The organism is Flavobacterium sasangense DSM 21067, assembly GCF_000686885.1.
Classification (GTDB): Bacteria; Bacteroidota; Bacteroidia; order Flavobacteriales; family Flavobacteriaceae; genus Flavobacterium; species Flavobacterium sasangense.
On record NZ_JMLU01000016.1, the window covers coordinates 36,432 to 53,363 of the forward strand.

The 16,932-nt window shown below is 32.4% G+C and carries 15 protein-coding genes; 13 read left to right on the forward strand and 2 right to left on the reverse strand.

Going from position 1 to position 16,932, the window contains the following annotated elements; all coding sequences use genetic code 11:
- Position 1: 1 nt before the first annotated feature.
- The 13 genes from BP92_RS0109405 (at position 2) to hisIE (ending at position 14,707) form a co-directional block, all read left to right on the forward strand.
- A complete protein-coding gene (locus tag BP92_RS0109405) occupies positions 2–379 on the forward strand; it encodes a hypothetical protein (protein ID WP_026725835.1) in 378 nt (125 codons plus the stop codon).
- 91 nt (positions 380–470) lie between these two features.
- Positions 471–4,805, forward strand: a complete 4,335-nt coding sequence (locus BP92_RS0109410; RefSeq protein ID WP_026725836.1) for a CusA/CzcA family heavy metal efflux RND transporter — start codon at positions 471–473, stop codon at positions 4,803–4,805.
- 9 nt (positions 4,806–4,814) lie between these two features.
- A complete protein-coding gene (locus tag BP92_RS0109415) occupies positions 4,815–5,927 on the forward strand; it encodes an efflux RND transporter periplasmic adaptor subunit (protein ID WP_026725837.1) in 1,113 nt (370 codons plus the stop codon).
- A gap of 13 nt (positions 5,928–5,940) precedes the next feature.
- Complete coding sequence (locus BP92_RS0109420) at positions 5,941–6,447, forward strand: hypothetical protein (RefSeq protein WP_026725838.1); 507 nt, start codon at positions 5,941–5,943, stop codon at positions 6,445–6,447.
- A 19-nt stretch (positions 6,448–6,466) separates the two neighbouring features.
- Positions 6,467–7,174: a VIT1/CCC1 transporter family protein gene (locus tag BP92_RS0109425; RefSeq protein ID WP_150111907.1), complete on the forward strand. Its 708-nt coding sequence runs from the start codon at positions 6,467–6,469 to the stop codon at positions 7,172–7,174.
- A gap of 261 nt (positions 7,175–7,435) precedes the next feature.
- On the forward strand, positions 7,436–8,293 hold the full coding sequence (gene hisG / locus BP92_RS0109430; RefSeq protein ID WP_026725840.1) for an ATP phosphoribosyltransferase: 858 nt from the start codon (positions 7,436–7,438) through the stop codon (positions 8,291–8,293).
- A 35-nt stretch (positions 8,294–8,328) separates the two neighbouring features.
- Entirely contained in the window at positions 8,329–9,603 is a 1,275-nt protein-coding gene (hisD, locus tag BP92_RS0109435) for a histidinol dehydrogenase (protein WP_026725841.1), read from the forward strand.
- Between the two features lie 5 nt (positions 9,604–9,608).
- Positions 9,609–10,670, forward strand: a complete 1,062-nt coding sequence (gene hisC / locus BP92_RS16065) for a histidinol-phosphate transaminase (RefSeq protein ID WP_051604435.1) — start codon at positions 9,609–9,611, stop codon at positions 10,668–10,670.
- Positions 10,642–11,781: a bifunctional histidinol-phosphatase/imidazoleglycerol-phosphate dehydratase HisB gene (gene hisB, locus BP92_RS0109445; RefSeq protein ID WP_026725842.1), complete on the forward strand. Its 1,140-nt coding sequence runs from the start codon at positions 10,642–10,644 to the stop codon at positions 11,779–11,781. Before hisC ends, hisB begins: the two co-directional genes overlap by 29 nt.
- Positions 11,782–11,859: 78 nt before the next feature.
- The gene (gene hisH / locus BP92_RS0109450; RefSeq protein WP_026725843.1) at positions 11,860–12,441 is read left to right on the forward strand and encodes an imidazole glycerol phosphate synthase subunit HisH; all 582 of its coding nucleotides are present in this window, start codon (positions 11,860–11,862) and stop codon (positions 12,439–12,441) included.
- A 36-nt stretch (positions 12,442–12,477) separates the two neighbouring features.
- Positions 12,478–13,221 carry a 1-(5-phosphoribosyl)-5-[(5-phosphoribosylamino)methylideneamino]imidazole-4-carboxamide isomerase gene (gene hisA, locus BP92_RS0109455; RefSeq protein ID WP_026725844.1) on the forward strand — a complete coding sequence of 248 codons (744 nt, stop codon included), beginning with the start codon at positions 12,478–12,480 and terminating at the stop codon, positions 13,219–13,221.
- Between the two features lie 54 nt (positions 13,222–13,275).
- Positions 13,276–14,031: an imidazole glycerol phosphate synthase subunit HisF gene (hisF, locus tag BP92_RS0109460; protein ID WP_026725845.1), complete on the forward strand. Its 756-nt coding sequence runs from the start codon at positions 13,276–13,278 to the stop codon at positions 14,029–14,031.
- A 76-nt stretch (positions 14,032–14,107) separates the two neighbouring features.
- Entirely contained in the window at positions 14,108–14,707 is a 600-nt protein-coding gene (gene hisIE / locus BP92_RS0109465; protein WP_026725846.1) for a bifunctional phosphoribosyl-AMP cyclohydrolase/phosphoribosyl-ATP diphosphatase HisIE, read from the forward strand.
- Positions 14,708–14,711: 4 nt separating this feature from the next.
- On the opposite strand, the gene BP92_RS0109470 is transcribed toward hisIE, so the two are convergent.
- The gene (locus BP92_RS0109470; RefSeq protein WP_026725847.1) at positions 14,712–15,287 is read right to left on the reverse strand and encodes a hypothetical protein; all 576 of its coding nucleotides are present in this window, start codon (positions 15,285–15,287) and stop codon (positions 14,712–14,714) included.
- A 120-nt stretch (positions 15,288–15,407) separates the two neighbouring features.
- The gene (locus tag BP92_RS0109475; RefSeq protein ID WP_026725848.1) at positions 15,408–16,904 is read right to left on the reverse strand and encodes a hypothetical protein; all 1,497 of its coding nucleotides are present in this window, start codon (positions 16,902–16,904) and stop codon (positions 15,408–15,410) included.
- Positions 16,905–16,932: the final 28 nt, after the last annotated feature.

Sequence of the window (16,932 nt, forward strand, 5' to 3'; positions counted from 1 at the left end):
AATGAATAAGTTTATTACTTTTTTTCTAATTTCTGTATTTATGTGTGCTAACACATCAATCGGGCAATTATTAAAAGTTCCAAACTTAATTAATCATTATACAGAGCATAAAAATGAATTAACTACGGCTTCAATTTCATTTATTGACTACATTAAATTACATTATTCTAAAAATGTTGACAATAACCAACACGAACATCAAGATTTACCATTTAAAACAATAGATAATTCGTCGATTGTCTTATTTACATTTTCGGTTATTACTTATGAAATACAATTATTAAAGCCCTTAATTTCTTGTAAAAAGAAGTTTTTCTACAATAAATCTTTTAAATCCAATTTGATTGCTTCAATTTGGTTACCACCTAAAATAGTCTAATATTTTGTTTTATTAATTGATTCATTTTTAATGATTCAGTTGAGTTTATCTATAAAGATAAATGTTATTTTATTTATTTAAATTTACTAAAATGTTAGAAAAAATTATTGCTTTTAGTTTACGAAACAAACTTATAGTGCTATTATTCACTTTAGGTGTATTTGGATTTGGTTTGTTTTCTGTTTTCCAAATTTCTATTGGAGCTGTTCCAGATGTAACGAACAACCAAGTACAAGTTATTACAACTTCTCGAAATTTATCAACTCAAGATATAGAACAATATATTACTTATCCAGTTGAAATAGAAATGGCGAATTTACCAAGTGTAAAAGAAATTCGTTCTATTTCTAAATTTGGTTTATCTGTGGTAACTATTGTTTTTGAAGATGAGATTGGAACCTATTTGCCACGACAATTAATCGCGGAAAAAATAAAAACCGCTTCAGAGAAAATTCCTGAAGGTTTTGGAACTCCTGAAATGGGGCCTATCACAACGGGTTTAGGAGAAATTTATCAATATACGTTAGAAGTTAAACCCGAATTTAAAAATCAATATACAGTCACCGATTTAAGAACTATTCAAGATTGGGTAGTCAAACGTCAATTATCCGGAATTAAAGGAGTTGTCGAAATTAATACTTGGGGAGGTTACTTAAAACAGTACGAAATCGCTATCAATTCGGCAAGCTTAAAAGCAATGAATATTTCAACTTCTGATGTATTTACTGCATTAGAAAAAAACAATAGTATTGCTGGAGGTTCGTATATCGAAAAAACTAACGAAAGTTATTTTATTCGTGGTGAAGGAAAAGTAAACTCAATTGAAGATATTGAAAATATTGTTGTTAAAAACGAATCTGGAACTCCAATTTATATTAAAAATGTAGCTAAAGTTCAATTCGGTCACGCTAATCGTTTTGGTGCTATTACTGGAAATGGAGAAGGAGAAAAAGTTTTAGGACAAGTAATGATGCTTAAAGACGGTAACTCTAAAAAAGTAATTGAAGATGTGAAGCACAGAGTAGCCGAAATTGAAAAAACTTTACCAGATGGCGTTTACATCAACGGATTTTTAGAACGAAGTGAACTAGTAGGAAAAACAACCTTCACCGTGGCTGAAAACTTAATTTTAGGATGTTTAATCGTAATTTTTGTTGTTGTTCTTTTATTAGGAAACTGGCGTTCTGGATTGGTAGTTGCTTCAGTAATTCCACTTTGTTTATTATTTGCCATTTCGTTTATGAATATTTTCAATATTGATGCTAACTTAATGAGTTTAGGTGCAATTGACTTTGGAATTATAATTGACGGAGCTGTAATTATCGTTGAATTTATCGCTTTTCAAATTGTTAGCAAGTCAAGTCATTTAGTAGGTTTAGATAAAAAAGAACGCCAATATGAGATTGACCAAATTACTTATAAGAGCGCTTCAAAAATGATGAATTCGGCTGTTTTTGGACAGTTAATTATCTTAATCGTATTCATTCCAATTTTATCACTTTCAGGAGTAGAAGGAAAAATGTTCAAGCCTATGGCAATGACGTTTAGTTTTGCATTATTAGGAGCTATGTTGTTCTGCTTCACTTATGTTCCTGTAGCGGCATCATTATTTTTAAAACCTAAAGAAGAAAATCCAAATTCGTTTTCACATCGATTAATCAATAAATTAAATTCTTGGTACTTACCGATAATCAAATGGGCTTTACACAATACCAAAAAAGTTTTATATGGTGCGGTTGCTTTACTTTTCATCGCAATTGCTTTGTTTTCAACTATGGGAGGTGAATTTATCCCACAATTAGATGAAGGTGATTTTGTGATTCAACCCGTGTTAAAAACAGGAACCTCATTATCAAAAACTATTGAAACAACGACTAAAATTGAGAGAATCATCTTAAAAAATTTCCCAGAAGTCAAACAAGTGGTGAGTAGAATTGGTGCCGCAGAAGTACCAACTGATCCAATGAGCATGGAGGAAAGTGATATTATCGTTAAGTTAAAACCAAAATCAGAATGGGTTTCTGCCGATTCAAAAGATGAATTAGCGGATAAAATTAAAGAAGCATTAGAAAAACAAATTCCTAACATGGAAATTGAGTTTACTCAACCTATCGAAATGCGTTTCAACGAATTAATTTCGGGTTCTCGTTCTGATGTGGCAATTAAAATATTTGGAGAAGATTTAGATATTTTAGCTAAAAAAGCTCATGAAGTAGAGAAAGCCATTCGAAATGTAGAAGGCGCTTCAGATATCATCATTGAAAAAACAGAAGGTTTACCTCAAATGTTTGTGCAATATGACCGAAGTAAAATCGCTCGATATGGTTTAAACATTGCCGATTTAAATGAAATGATTGCCTTAGGTTTTGCAGGTAAAGTTGTAGGAAATGTATTTGAAGGCGAAAAACGTTTTGATATGGTCATTCGTTTAGATCAAACCAACAGAACGGACATTGAAGATTTACGAAATTTATATGTTGCTACTCCAAATGGCGAGCAAATTCCATTACGAGAACTAGCTAATATTGAATATACTGAAGGTCCAGCAAAAATTTCTAGAGACAATACCAACAGAAGAATTGTGGTAGGAATCAACGTAAGAAACCGCGATTTACAAAGTGTGGTAGACGATGTAAAGAAAATAATTGAAGCTAAAGTCGATTTGCCACCAGGATATCGTGTTACTTACGGAGGTCAGTTTGAAAATTTAGAAAGCGCTAAAGCCCGATTAATGATTGCGGTTCCAATTGCTTTGTTTTTAATTTTTATCTTATTGCATTTTGCTTTTGGTTCAATCAAAGAAGCAATGATGGTTTACACAGCCATTCCGCTTTCTGCTGTAGGAGGGATTTTATTTTTATGGATTCGCGATTTGCCATTTAGTATTTCGGCAGGTGTTGGTTTTATTGCACTTTTCGGAATTGCAGTACTAAACGGAATCGTTCTAATCGAACACTTCAAAGAATTAAAGCATAGCGGTATGAAAAACATGAACGAACTGATTTTAAAAGGTACAACAGATAGACTTCGTCCTGTATTATTAACAGCAGCAGCTGCAGCTTTAGGATTTTTACCAATGGCCATTTCATCTGGTGCAGGAGCAGAAGTACAACGCCCGCTAGCAACAGTTGTTATTGGTGGTTTAATAACAGCAACTCTTTTAACATTAATCGTTTTACCGGTTTTATTCAAGATTTATGATGAAAAAGAAGAGAAAAAATTAAAGTTCAAAAAAATGAAAAATAATAATATCATCATCTTTTTGTTATTCAGCTCATTATTAGGTTATAGTCAACAAGGAAATCCAGAATTAGATAGTTTGGTTTCTAAAGCAATTACCAATAATAAAAACATAAAATCAGGACAATTACAGGTCGACAAAGCAAAACAAGCTATAAAACTAGCATATGATTTTGAAAAAATGAATGTGTATTATAGCTATGATCAGAACAATTTAGCGTTGAATAATCAGCCTTTAAAGGTATTTGGAGCCCAACAATCGTTTGCTTTTCCAACGGTTTATGGAGCACAACGTAAAGTGTATGCGGCTGAATATGAAAAAGAAAAAGCAGGTTTTGAAATACAGAAGAATAAACTTTCTCTTGAAGTTTCAAAAGTATATCATGAAATCGTTTATTTGAAACATCAAGAAAAATTGTATCAATATTTAGATAGTTTGTACCAAAATTTCTCTAAAGCAAGTAATCGAAGATTTGAATTAGGCGAAACCAATTATTTAGAAAAAATTACCGCCGAAGCAAAATTTAGACAGATTAGAACCAAGTTATCACAAATAGATAAAGCAAAAGCAGCTCAGTTCGAATTGTTGCAATCATTGGTACAAAGCGATGAAAAAATAGGAATAAAATTATCAGAAATTAAACCATTAATTAATTTTAAAAACACTTCAAGTAAAGAGCTTTATACTTCTTATTTAGAAAGTGTTACGAAAAAATATAAATCAAATGAAAGTTTGCAAAAACAAAACTGGTTACCTAATTTGAATTTAGAATATTTTCAAGGAAAAAACTCAGGATTATCACAATCTTTGTATGGTTTTCAAGTTGGATTATCAGTTCCCATTTTGTTTAACGGAAACATTGCAAAATCAAAAGTGGCTAAATTAGAATCACAAGCTTGGGAACAACAAAAGCAAAACGAACAAACTAAAATTGAGGCTCATATTAATCAAAAAAATAATGAATTAATTCAATTTCAACAAGCAATCAATTATTACAATGAATACGGAAAAAAAGTATCTGATGAAATTATTAAAGTTGCAAACAGTAGCTACAAACAAGGTGAAATCGACTTTTTTCAATACATTTTAAGCTTAGAAAACGCAACAACTATTCAAGTAGAATATTTAGATGCAGTTATTCAATACAACAAAACTCAATTAGATTTACAATATATCAATTTATAAGAACTACCAATGAAAAAGATTTTATATATACTTACGTTAATGACTTTAACTGTTTCATGCAAAAATGAAGTAGTGGAAGAACCGGTAAAAGATGATGGATTAATTACAGTTACTGAGGAACAATTTAAATCCTCAGGAATGATTATTGGCACACCTTCAGAACAAGATTTTGATGTGACAGTAAAAGCATCAGGAAAAATAGATGTTCCACCACAATATCGCGCTAAAATAACACCCTTTATTGGTGGTTATGTTAAAGCAACTAAGCTATTAGTGGGTGATAAAGTTTCAAAAGGGCAAGCTTTAATAACATTAGAAAACACCGAATATTTAGACATTCAAAAAGATTATGTTGAAGTAGCCGAACAAATTAATTATTTAAAATCCGAATTTGAGCGTCAAAAAACGTTGTATAATGAAAAGATTACTTCTCAAAAAAACTATCTAAAAGCCGAAAGCGATTATCGTCAAGCTAAAGGTATGTATCAAGGTTTGCGCGAAAAATTACTCTTGTTAAATATCAATCCAGCAAATGTTGAAAAGGGAAGATTTACATCCGTAATCACGTTATCATCGCCAATCTCAGGAGATATTACAGTTATGAATGCGAATGTTGGAATGTTTATGTCACCATCAGATATAATTTTAGAAGTAGTGGATACCAATTATTTACATTTGAATTTAAGTATTTTTGAAAAAGATATTTTACATGTTAAACAAGGACAAAATATAAGTTTTACTATTCCAGAAGCAAGTAAAGATGTTTTTACTTCAAAAGTACAATTGGTTGGAAAATCGATTGAAAATAAAGACAGAACCATTTCCGTTTTTGGAGTTTTAAATCCGTCAGATAAATCAAAATTACTATCTGGAATGTTTGTAGAAGCAGGAATAGTTATCAGTTCTAAAAAAGGTTTAGGAATTCCAGTTGATGCATTAATAACTGAAAACAATAAAAATTTCGTACTTTTATTACAAGAAAATAAAGGAAATTATATTTTTAAGAAAACACTAGTAAACATTGGTGAAAAATCAGAAAAGTATGTTGAGATTTTACCAAACGAAACCATTAATGAAAACTCAAAAATAGTAACAAAAGGAGTTTTCGATTTAACTAATTAAAAAACAAAAAATCATGAACGACGCACATTTACACATGGTAGTAAACCATTTTCCAATTATTGGGACAATTTTTGGATTAGGAATCTTAATTGGTGGTATCTTTTTTAAAAACAGCGTAATAAAAAATGTAGCATACGTACTATTTGTAGTAGCCGCAATTTTTAGTGCCGTAAGTATGGCTACTGGAGAAGGAGCGGAGGAAATTGCAGAAAAATTACCTTCAGTAACTCATCATATTATTCACGAGCATGAAGAAATGGCTGAAAAATTAGCTATCGTTTTATATGCACTTGGATTAGTTTCACTTATCGGATTGTATTTAAACTTTAAAAATCATGCAAAAGCCAATTTGATTTCTTATTTGGCTGTTTTAATTGCAGTTGTAGGAGTGTTTTTAGGAAAACAAACGGGAACAACAGGTGGTGAAATTCGTCATACTGAAATTAGAGAAAATGCATCTCAAGCAATTGATGCACCACAAAACGATAATGAACATGAAAAAGAAGGAGATGACAATTAAATCTTAAATAAGTTGGTCAATGGAAAATCAAAATGAGAATTACTTAGATAACCATTTTATTCATAAAAGCAACTGGCTTAGAGCGGCTGTTTTGGGTGCTAATGACGGCATATTATCAACTTCAAGTTTAGCTATTGGTGTTGCTGCCGCCAGTGAATTTAGAGAACCAATTGTTTTAGCAACTTTAGCAGGTTTAGTAGCTGGAGCATTGTCGATGGCTGCAGGTGAATATGTTTCTGTAAGTTCTCAAACCGATGTTGAACATGCCGATATTGAAAGAGAAAAAATTGAACTTGATGAAATGCCTGAGCTTGAATTACAACGTTTAGCAACAATTTATGAAGAAAGAGGTTTAAAAAAAGAGACTGCTTTATTGGTTGCCAAAGAATTAACAGCTCATGACGCATTAGGCGCTCACATTCGTGATGAACTAGGAATAAATGAAATTAGTCAGGCAAATCCATTACAAGCAGCAATGGCTTCAGGTGTTGCGTTTACAGTTGGAGGTATTTTACCATTGTTAGTAACATTGTTTTTCCCGGTACACAACATGGAATATTATCTTTATGGTTTGGCAATTCTATTTTTAGGATTCTTAGGTGCTTTAGCCGCTAAAACTGGAGGTTCAAACATTGTAAAAGCAGTAATCCGTGTTACATTTTGGGGAACGATAGCAATGGTATTAACCGCTATTGTGGGACATCTTTTTGGAGTTCAAATAGCTTAAACAAAATATAAAATTTCAAAAACATTTTGTTTATTCGAAAAATTAGTCGTTAAATTTGCAGTGTTAAATAATAACAGAAATTATGTTTTTAAATCAATTACATCATCATCATCATACCTCCGCTCAAGCGAAGTAATGATGCTATGTAATTAAATCATATAAATCAGAAACCCGTTTGAGTACATCAAGCGGGTTTTTTGTTGGTAAGCATTTTTTAAAAATCTTCTTGGTGTACTCATTTTAAAATTAAATAAAATTAAAATGAACACGTTAAAAATTGCTATTCAAAAATCAGGTCGGTTACACGATGAAAGTATTCAAATCTTAAAAGATTCTGGAATTTCAGTGTATAACGGAAATGACCAACTCAAAGTTACCGCTTCCAATTTTCCTTTAGAAGTGTATTATTTACGAAATTCTGATATCCCACAATATTTGATTGATGGTGTGGTAGATATTGCGATTGTAGGTGATAATTTATTAGTTGAAAAAGGGCAAAACATTCAAATTGTTGAGAAATTAGGATTTTCAAAATGTAAAGTTTCGGTAGCGGTTCCAAAGAATTTCAACTACAATTCCATTCAAGATTTAAATGGATTACGCGTTGCTACTTCCTATCCAAAAACCGTTGTAGATTATTTTTCTTCGAAAGGAATTTCCGTAGACATTCACCAAATCTCAGGTTCGGTTGAAATTGCACCAAACATTGGACTTTCAGATGCCATTGTAGATATTGTTTCTAGTGGTAGTACCTTATTTAAAAACGGTTTAAAAGAAGTCGAAGTGATTTTAAAAAGTGAAGCTGTTCTGGCGGTTTCTCCCAAAATTTCGAATGAAGCAAAGCAATTAGTTTCGAAACTTCAATTCCGAATTCAAGCCGTTTTACGTTCGAGAAAATCGAAATACATTTTGATGAATGTTCCCAATGATAAAATCTCAGAAATCAGCAAAATTCTTCCCGTTTTAAAAAGCCCAACAGTAATGCCATTAGCCGAAGACGGTTGGAGTAGTGTGCATTCAGTAATAGATGAAGATAAATTTTGGGAAGTCATCGACCAATTAAAAGAAGCCGGAGCTGAAGGCATTTTGGTTTGCCCAATTGAAAAAATGGTCCTTTAAAAGAAAACAGAAAATAGAATTTAGAAAATAAAATCATGAAAAAAATATACAACCCACAACCCGAATCTTGGTCAGAAATTTGCAAACGACCAACACAAACTTTCTCAGACGTAGAAGAAACGGTGAAGCAAATTTTTAAAGAAGTGCAACAAAAAGGCGATAAAGTCATTGCAAAATATGCTTCCTTCTTTGATGGCGTTACTTTAGAAAATATCCAAGTTACACAAGAAGAAATTGAAATTGCTAAAAATGAAGTTTCAACGGAACTAAAAGAAGCCATTCAATTAGCAAAATCAAACATCGAACAATTTCACGCTGCTCAAAAAACGGACAAAATTGTAGTAGAAACAACTATCGGTGTAATTTGTTGGCAAGAAAAACGTCCGATTCAAAAAGTAGGACTGTACATTCCAGGTGGAACGGCTCCTTTGTTTTCAACGGTTTTAATGTTGGCTGTTCCAGCAAAATTAGCAGGTTGTCAAGAAATTGTATTGTGTTCACCACCTGATAAAAACGGAAAAATTAATGCTGCTATTTTATATGCTGCCGATTTGTGTGGCGTTACTAAAATCTACAAAGTTGGCGGAATTCAAGCCATTGCTGGAATGACATTCGGAACTGAAACAATTCCGCAAGTGTATAAAATCTTCGGACCAGGAAATCAATTTGTTACGATTGCAAAACAATTTGCATCACAAAACGGAGTTGCAATCGACATGCCTGCAGGACCAAGTGAATTATTAGTTTACGCTGATGAAACGGCTATTCCAAGTTTCGTAGCTTCCGATTTATTAAGTCAAGCCGAACACGGCAAAGATAGCCAAGTGATTTTGGTTACTACCAATAAAAACATTTTAAACGATGTGGAAGAAGAAATTTATAAACAATTGAAAGATCTTCCAAGACAAGAAATCGCTCAAGTGGCTATTAATAATTCCAAATTAATCTTTGTTGAAACCGAAAAAACCGCTTTATCGTTAATTAATGAATATGGTCCAGAACATTTTATTGTATGTTCTAAAAATGAAGATTATTTCGTTGACGGAATTCAAAATGCGGGTTCGATTTTCATTGGAAATTATACTCCAGAAAGCGCTGGCGATTATGCTTCTGGAACCAATCACACATTGCCTACAAACGGTTATTCTAAAAGCTATAGTGGTGTAAATTTAGATAGTTTCTTGAAAGCAATGACCTTTCAAAAAATATCAAATGAAGGAATTCAAAACATCGGAAAAGCGATAGAAACAATGGCGGAAGCTGAAGGTTTACAAGCACACAAAAATGCAGTTACACTAAGATTAAAATAAGAACTATGAATTTAGAAAACTTAATCCGAGAAAACGTTAAAAAACTGAGTCCCTATTCTTCAGCACGTGATGAATTTGAACAGTTTACAAAGCAAATGATTTATCTAGATGCTAATGAAAATCCATTTTCAAATGGTATGAATCGTTATCCAGATCCGCAACAGAAAGAATTGAAAGCAATAATTGCAGATAGAAATAATGTTCCTAAAGACAACATTATCTTAGGAAACGGAAGTGATGAAGTCTTAGATTTGATTTTCAGAGCGTTTTGTGAACCGAATCGCGATAATATCATCACATTGCCGCCAACCTATGGAATGTATAGCGTTTTAGCAAACATCAACGCTATTGAAAATCGTGAAGTATTGTTAAATGAGGAATTTCAACCGAATATAGAAGCAATTCTAAATACTGTAGATAACAATACGAAAATCATCTTTTTGTGTTCGCCTAACAACCCAACAGGAAATTCTTTTATAGATTCGTCAGTAATCAAAATTCTGAATCAATTCAAAGGTTTAGTGGTAATTGATGAAGCGTATATTGATTTTTCAAAAGACGAAAGTTGGTTAAGTGTTTTGAAAGATTTCCCTAATTTGATAATCACTCAAACGTTGTCAAAAGCCTATGCAATGGCCGGTTTACGTATTGGAATTTTGTATGCTTCTAGAGAGATTATTTCAGTTTTGAATAAAATCAAGCCACCTTACAATATCAATGGTTTATCGCAAGAAACTGTGGTGAAAAAACTATTGCAAAACACTTTGTCAACTCAAGTTAGAAAGATACTAGTCGAACGAAATAAGTTGATTGAAGCACTTTCAAAATGTGAATTTGTTGAAAAAATTTATCCATCAGATGCTAATTTTATTTTGATTAAAGTAGATGATGCCAATTTCAGATACCAACAATTTATAGATAATGGAGTAGTGGTTCGCAACAGAAGTAATCAACCTTTATGCGAAAATTGTTTGCGAATTAGCATTGGAACCAAAGAAGAAACCGAACAAATTATTGAATTATTAAAAACCTTCAACAATGCCGAAAAGAGTATTATTTATAGATAGAGATGGAACTTTGGTTTTAGAACCAGAAAATTACCAATTAGACAGTTTAACCAAATTAGAATTCTATCCAAAAGTGTTTCAATTCTTGAGTAAAATTGTCAAAGAATTGGATTTTGAATTGGCTATGGTCACCAATCAAGATGGTTTAGGAACCGTGAGTTTTCCGGAAGAAACGTTTTGGCCAACCCAAAATTTCATCCTGAAAGCATTTGAAAATGAAGGCATAACATTTGACGAAATTTTTATCGATAGAAGTTTTCCAGAAGACAATGCTTCAACCAGAAAACCAAGAACGGGAATGTTAACAAAGTATTTAAACAATCCGGAATACGATGTGGAGAATTCTTATGTAATTGGAGATAGAATTACCGATGTGGAATTGGCTAAAAACTTAGGTTCGAAAGCGATTTTCATCAAAAATGAAGAAAATTTGGGCGGAAATGAAATTGCAACTTCATTGGAAGAACTCCAAAATGTAATCGCTTTACAAACAACAGATTGGCAAAAGATCTACGAGTTTTTGAAATTGGAGGAAAGAACAGCTTTTATCAAAAGAACTACTAATGAAACGGATATCGCTATCACTTTAAACTTAGACGGAACAGGAAAAAGCAACATTAACACAGGAATTTCCTTTTTCGATCACATGTTGGACCAAATTACGCGTCACGGACAAATGGACTTAGATATTCAAGTGAAAAGCGATTTAGAAGTTGACGAACACCACACAATTGAAGATACAGCAATTGCATTAGGCGAAGTTTTCGCAAAAGCTTTAGGCAACAAATTAGGCATCGAACGCTACGGATTTTGTTTACCAATGGACGATTGTTTAGCACAAGTAGCGATTGATTTTGGAGGAAGAAATTGGTTGGTTTGGGAAGCAGAATTCAAACGTGAAATGATTGGTCAAATGCCAACCGAAATGTTTTTACACTTCTTCAAATCGTTCACAGATGGAGCAAAAGCGAATTTAAACATCAAAGCAGAAGGCACAAACGAACATCACAAAATTGAAGCGATTTTTAAAGCCTTTGCTAAAGCAATAAAAGTAGCAGTAAAACGTGATACAGAAAAAATGATTTTACCTTCAACAAAAGGAATGTTATAAAAAAAGCCACAGATTACACAGATTAACACGGATTACAAAATCCTGAAAATCCTTTAATCCGTGGCAAAAAATAAAAATATGAAAATAGCAATAATAGATTACGGAGCTGGAAATATTCAAAGTGTTTTATTCGCTTTGGAACGACTGGGCTTTGAAGGAATTGTCACTAATGATAGGAATACCATAAAGAAAGCTGATAAAGTCATTTTTCCAGGTGTAGGCGAGGCGAGTAGCGCGATGAAAATGTTGATGAATAGTGGTTTAGATGTGTTGATTCCAACCCTGAAACAACCGGTTTTAGGAATTTGTTTGGGTATGCAATTGATGTGTAAACATTCAGAAGAAGGCAATACCAATGGATTAGGAATTTTTGATGTCAATGTCGTGAAATTTTCTCAAGAAGTAAAAGTGCCTCAAATGGGTTGGAATACGGTTTTTGACTTGAAATCGCAATTATTCACAGGAATCAAAGAAAACGAATTTATGTATTTGGTACACAGTTATTATGCTCCTTTATCTGAAAACACAATTGCCACCACGAATTACGAACTCGAATATAGCACGGCATTGCAACGCGATAACTTCTTCGGAGTCCAATTCCACCCAGAGAAAAGTGGTGTTTTCGGAGAACAAATTTTGAAAAACTTTTTAAACTTATAATTTGAGCTTGAAATTGCTCTTGAAATTGAATTTGATATGAGAATAATCCCAGCCATAGACATCATCGAAGGAAAATGCGTACGTCTTTCCAAAGGTGATTATGATACAAAGAAAATATACAACGAAAATCCGCTTGAAGTGGCGAAATCGTTCGAAGAACACGGAATTCAGTATTTGCATTTGGTAGATTTAGATGGAGCCAAATCCAGTAGAATTGTGAACTACAAAGTTTTGGAACAAATTGCTTCAAAAACGAGTCTAAAAATCGATTTTGGAGGTGGTTTAAAATCCGATTCTGATTTAAAAATTGCTTTCGAAAGTGGTGCTAATCAAATTACAGGAGGAAGTATTGCCATCAAACAACCCAAAGTTTTCAAGAAATGGATTCAGCAATACGGAGCAGATAAAATCATTTTAGGAGCTGATGCTATGAATGAAAAAGTCGCTATTTCGGGTTGGTTAGAAGAATCCAAAGAAGAAGTAATTCCGTTTATTCAAAATTATCAGAAAGAAGGAATTCAATATGTGATTTGCACCGATATTTCAAAAGACGGTATGTTAGAAGGACCAAGTTTTGAATTATACAAAAGAATTTTAGATTCCGATTTGTCAAATCGAGCGGAGTCGAGATTAAAACTTATCGCTTCTGGAGGAATTTCCACTTTCAATGAATTACCCAAATTAGCCGAATTAGGTTGCGAAGGCACGATCATCGGAAAAGCCATCTATGAAGGCAGAATTACCTTAAAACAATTAGAAAACTATATTGTTAATAAGTAAAAAGTGAAAAGTTGTAATGCTTATCACTTTTTACTAATTACTTATCACTAAATTATGTTGACAAAAAGAATCATTCCTTGCTTAGACATCAAAAATGGACGAACTGTAAAAGGTGTCAACTTTGTGGATTTAAAAGATGCAGGTGATCCAGTGGAATTGGCAAAGAAATATGCTGAAACCGGTGCAGACGAACTTGTTTTCCTTGATATTTCAGCAACAGAAGAACGTCGTACTACTTTAATCGATTTGGTTCGAAAAGTGGCAGCTGCAATCAATATTCCTTTCACCGTTGGTGGTGGTATTTCTTACGTTGCGGATGTGGATGTTTTACTTCGTAATGGTGCGGATAAAATTTCGATTAATTCTTCCGCGGTTAAAAATCCGGATTTGATAAACGAAATTGCTGCTAAATATGGAAGTCAGTGTGTTGTTGTAGCTATCGATGCGAAACAAATCGATGGTGATTGGATAGTTCATTTAGTTGGCGGAAAAGTTCCTACGGAATTGAATTTATTCGATTGGGCAAAAGAAATCGAGCAACGTGGTGCTGGCGAAATTTTATTCACTTCCATGAATAACGACGGCACCAAAAACGGATTCGCTAATAAAGCGTTAGCCAAGTTATCCAAAATCGTAAATATTCCCATCATCGCTTCGGGTGGTGCAGGAACTATGGAGCATTTTGCCGAAACATTTATCAATGGAAAAGCCGATGCCGCTTTAGCTGCAAGTGTTTTTCACTATCAAGAAATCGAAATCCCGGAATTAAAAAAATATCTAAAAGGAAAAGAAATTAGCATCAGATTATAGAAATAAGAATTAATTAAAAATATAACTTAGTGAAACTTCGTACTTAACTTAGTGGAACTTTGTGTAACAAAATAACATGAAAGTAAACTTCAACAAAACACCAGACAACCTAATCCCAGCTATCATTCAAGACAACGAAACCAAAAATGTCTTAATGTTGGGCTACATGAATCAAGAAGCTTTGGACAAAACTTTGGCAACTAAAAAAGTAACCTTCTTCAGTCGTACAAAAAACCGATTGTGGACAAAAGGCGAGGAGAGTGGCAACTTCTTAGAACTAATTTCTATTAAAGAAGATTGCGATAACGATGCCCTTTTAGTGAGAGTAAAACCAACTGGTCCAACTTGCCATACAGGTTTAGATACTTGTTGGCAAGAAGTTAACAATCAAGAATTTGGGTTTTTATCAAAATTAGAAAATACCATTGTAAAACGCAAAGAAAATGCAGACGCTGAAAAGAGTTATGTGGCTTCCTTATTTGCAAAAGGAATTAATAAAATAGCACAAAAAGTAGGTGAAGAAGCGGTTGAAGTAGTTATTGAAGCTAAAGACAACAACGACGACTTATTCTTATCAGAAAGTGCCGATTTATTGTTTCACTATTTGATTTTATTGCAAGCGAAAGGTTTTGAGTTGAACGATGTTGTGGAGGTTTTGAAAGGAAGGGAGAAGTAATTTATTAGTTTCTTCTCTTCCCATTCTCTTGTTCGAATTGTTTGGCTTTGTATTCTTGAATTTCCTTTTGAATATTTTCATCTTGAGGATTTTCTTGTTGTTTTAAATAAAGTTCTCGCAATTCAGGTTCACTAGCATAATAATGGTTAATTAAAACACTATTGGGTAAAAGTAAACAAATCATTGCTAAAACAAATATGATAATAGTTCTTGTAAATAAGTTTTTGTGATAATTTTTTAAATCTTCATCAGATTTTTTTAATAGTGAAAATCCAGCTAATAGTAAAACTGCGGATGACATACAACCTACGAGCAACATTACTTGTGATCCTGGCCAAAACATCAGTTTAAATTCAATACCAATTATAGCTATAGACAATAACCATCCAAATAATATTGAAATACCAATTTTTTGATTTTTAAAATTTTTGTCACTAAAAAAATAAAATCCAAAAGGAAAATAACACAAAGCTAAAAATGTTAACGATAAAACCATTAAAACTCCAGCTCCAGGCCAATGCATAAGCTTGAAAATTAGCGAAATAATAAATACTATTGATAATGCTTTTTCTGTTTTCATGTTACATCTAAATTTTTAACTTCTCAAATATATCCAAATTTCCACAAAAATTCTTACTTAAAATAAAAATTCAAGATGAAATTTCACATGAAAAAAAATAAAACCAAAAGAATAAAACATTTAATCTAATGCTTCAATTTGCTTTAAATGTTGTTCTACTTGGTATTTATTAAAATTATCCCAAGTAGGTGGAGTAGTTGTTTTTTGTCCCCACATGGCATCTATACAAGTGTTGTTTTCCTTGTATTTTTCATGTAATATGGCTAGAATTTTAAAGAAAAATTCATCGAGTTGTTCGATTGCATTCAGCTCCGTTTGTAAATTATTGCTTTCATCTGTGGTATCAAAAAGTTGTAATACTTCTAAAACAGCTTGTTTTTCTTCGTCATTAATTTTGGTTTCAAAACCATGTTTCAAGGATTTAAAAACTAAATTATTCCAAACCACACTATCATGTCCCCAAGGAACATTTGGAAGATGCAATGAGTGCTCGCAAATCAAAACAATTGCTAATAATACATCGTTTAAATAACTAGATGGGAATTCGTCAAAACTTCTAAATTCAAACCCACTTTGATACATCTTTTCCAGATTAAAATCAAGACCAATATCTTCTAATAAGGCATAATCTAGCGTAGATTCTATTTGATCGCGCCACCAAATATTTTCTTCTTTAGTAAATTTTAAAAGTTTTCTAAACTCATCAACTTTGTAAGTAAGAATTTTTCCTTTCGCCATCACTTTATTAAATGTACCAACTCCAGTGTATCGCGACATCGCATTTCTCATTGAACCACCTGCGAATTTTTCATTCAAATGATACTTTTTGCTAATTACTGCCATTATATCAGGACTGCCTAATGTAGCAATAAAAAAAGGTTCAAACCATTGTAGTAAATAGATAGCGTTAATGTGAATGGATTCAAAACTTGGATAATCTATAATTCTACTATTTTGAGTAAGCGTAGGCAGTGTAAGATGAAAATGATAGGTTCCGTTATTGAACAGCACAAGATTTTCTTGGTTCGACATAAACCTATTGATTCCCATGTTGTATTTAGGAAAACTTAATTTTTCAGCAAGAACACCTGATTCATTAATTTTATCGATGAATAATTGTTTTGTTGCTTTAAGTTCTTCACACGAATCCGTTATGGTTCTATTTTCAAAATATTTTGTTACAAATTCAATCGAATCGCCATCAAAATTCACAGATCCCATAGGATTGTTTTTTTGAGTCAACATGCTTTGAATGTTATACGGCTGGCTTTCTAAAAAAACTTCAACTATTGATTTTCCTTGATATTCAGGATTATCAACTAAAGGTTTTGTATTCGGTAATGTTTTATGTTGAAAGTTAAGATCTAATTTATCAAGAGAATGACTGTTCATCATTCTACTTACTTTGTAATTTTTATTTTTATCAAAAGCTGTTTCCAAAACAGTGGATAAAGTTCCTTCTTTATAACAAGTTCTATAATCAATACTATAGCGTTCGCAACCCATTTTTTCTTGAATAAATGATCCTGAAACTATGCTCGATTCTTCAAATTGCATATAAGTTTCATTTTCTAATCCTATTCCCCAGTAATACGTTTTTTTCTGATTTGATTTCATTTATTTAAAATGGCTTGGTAACGTAATT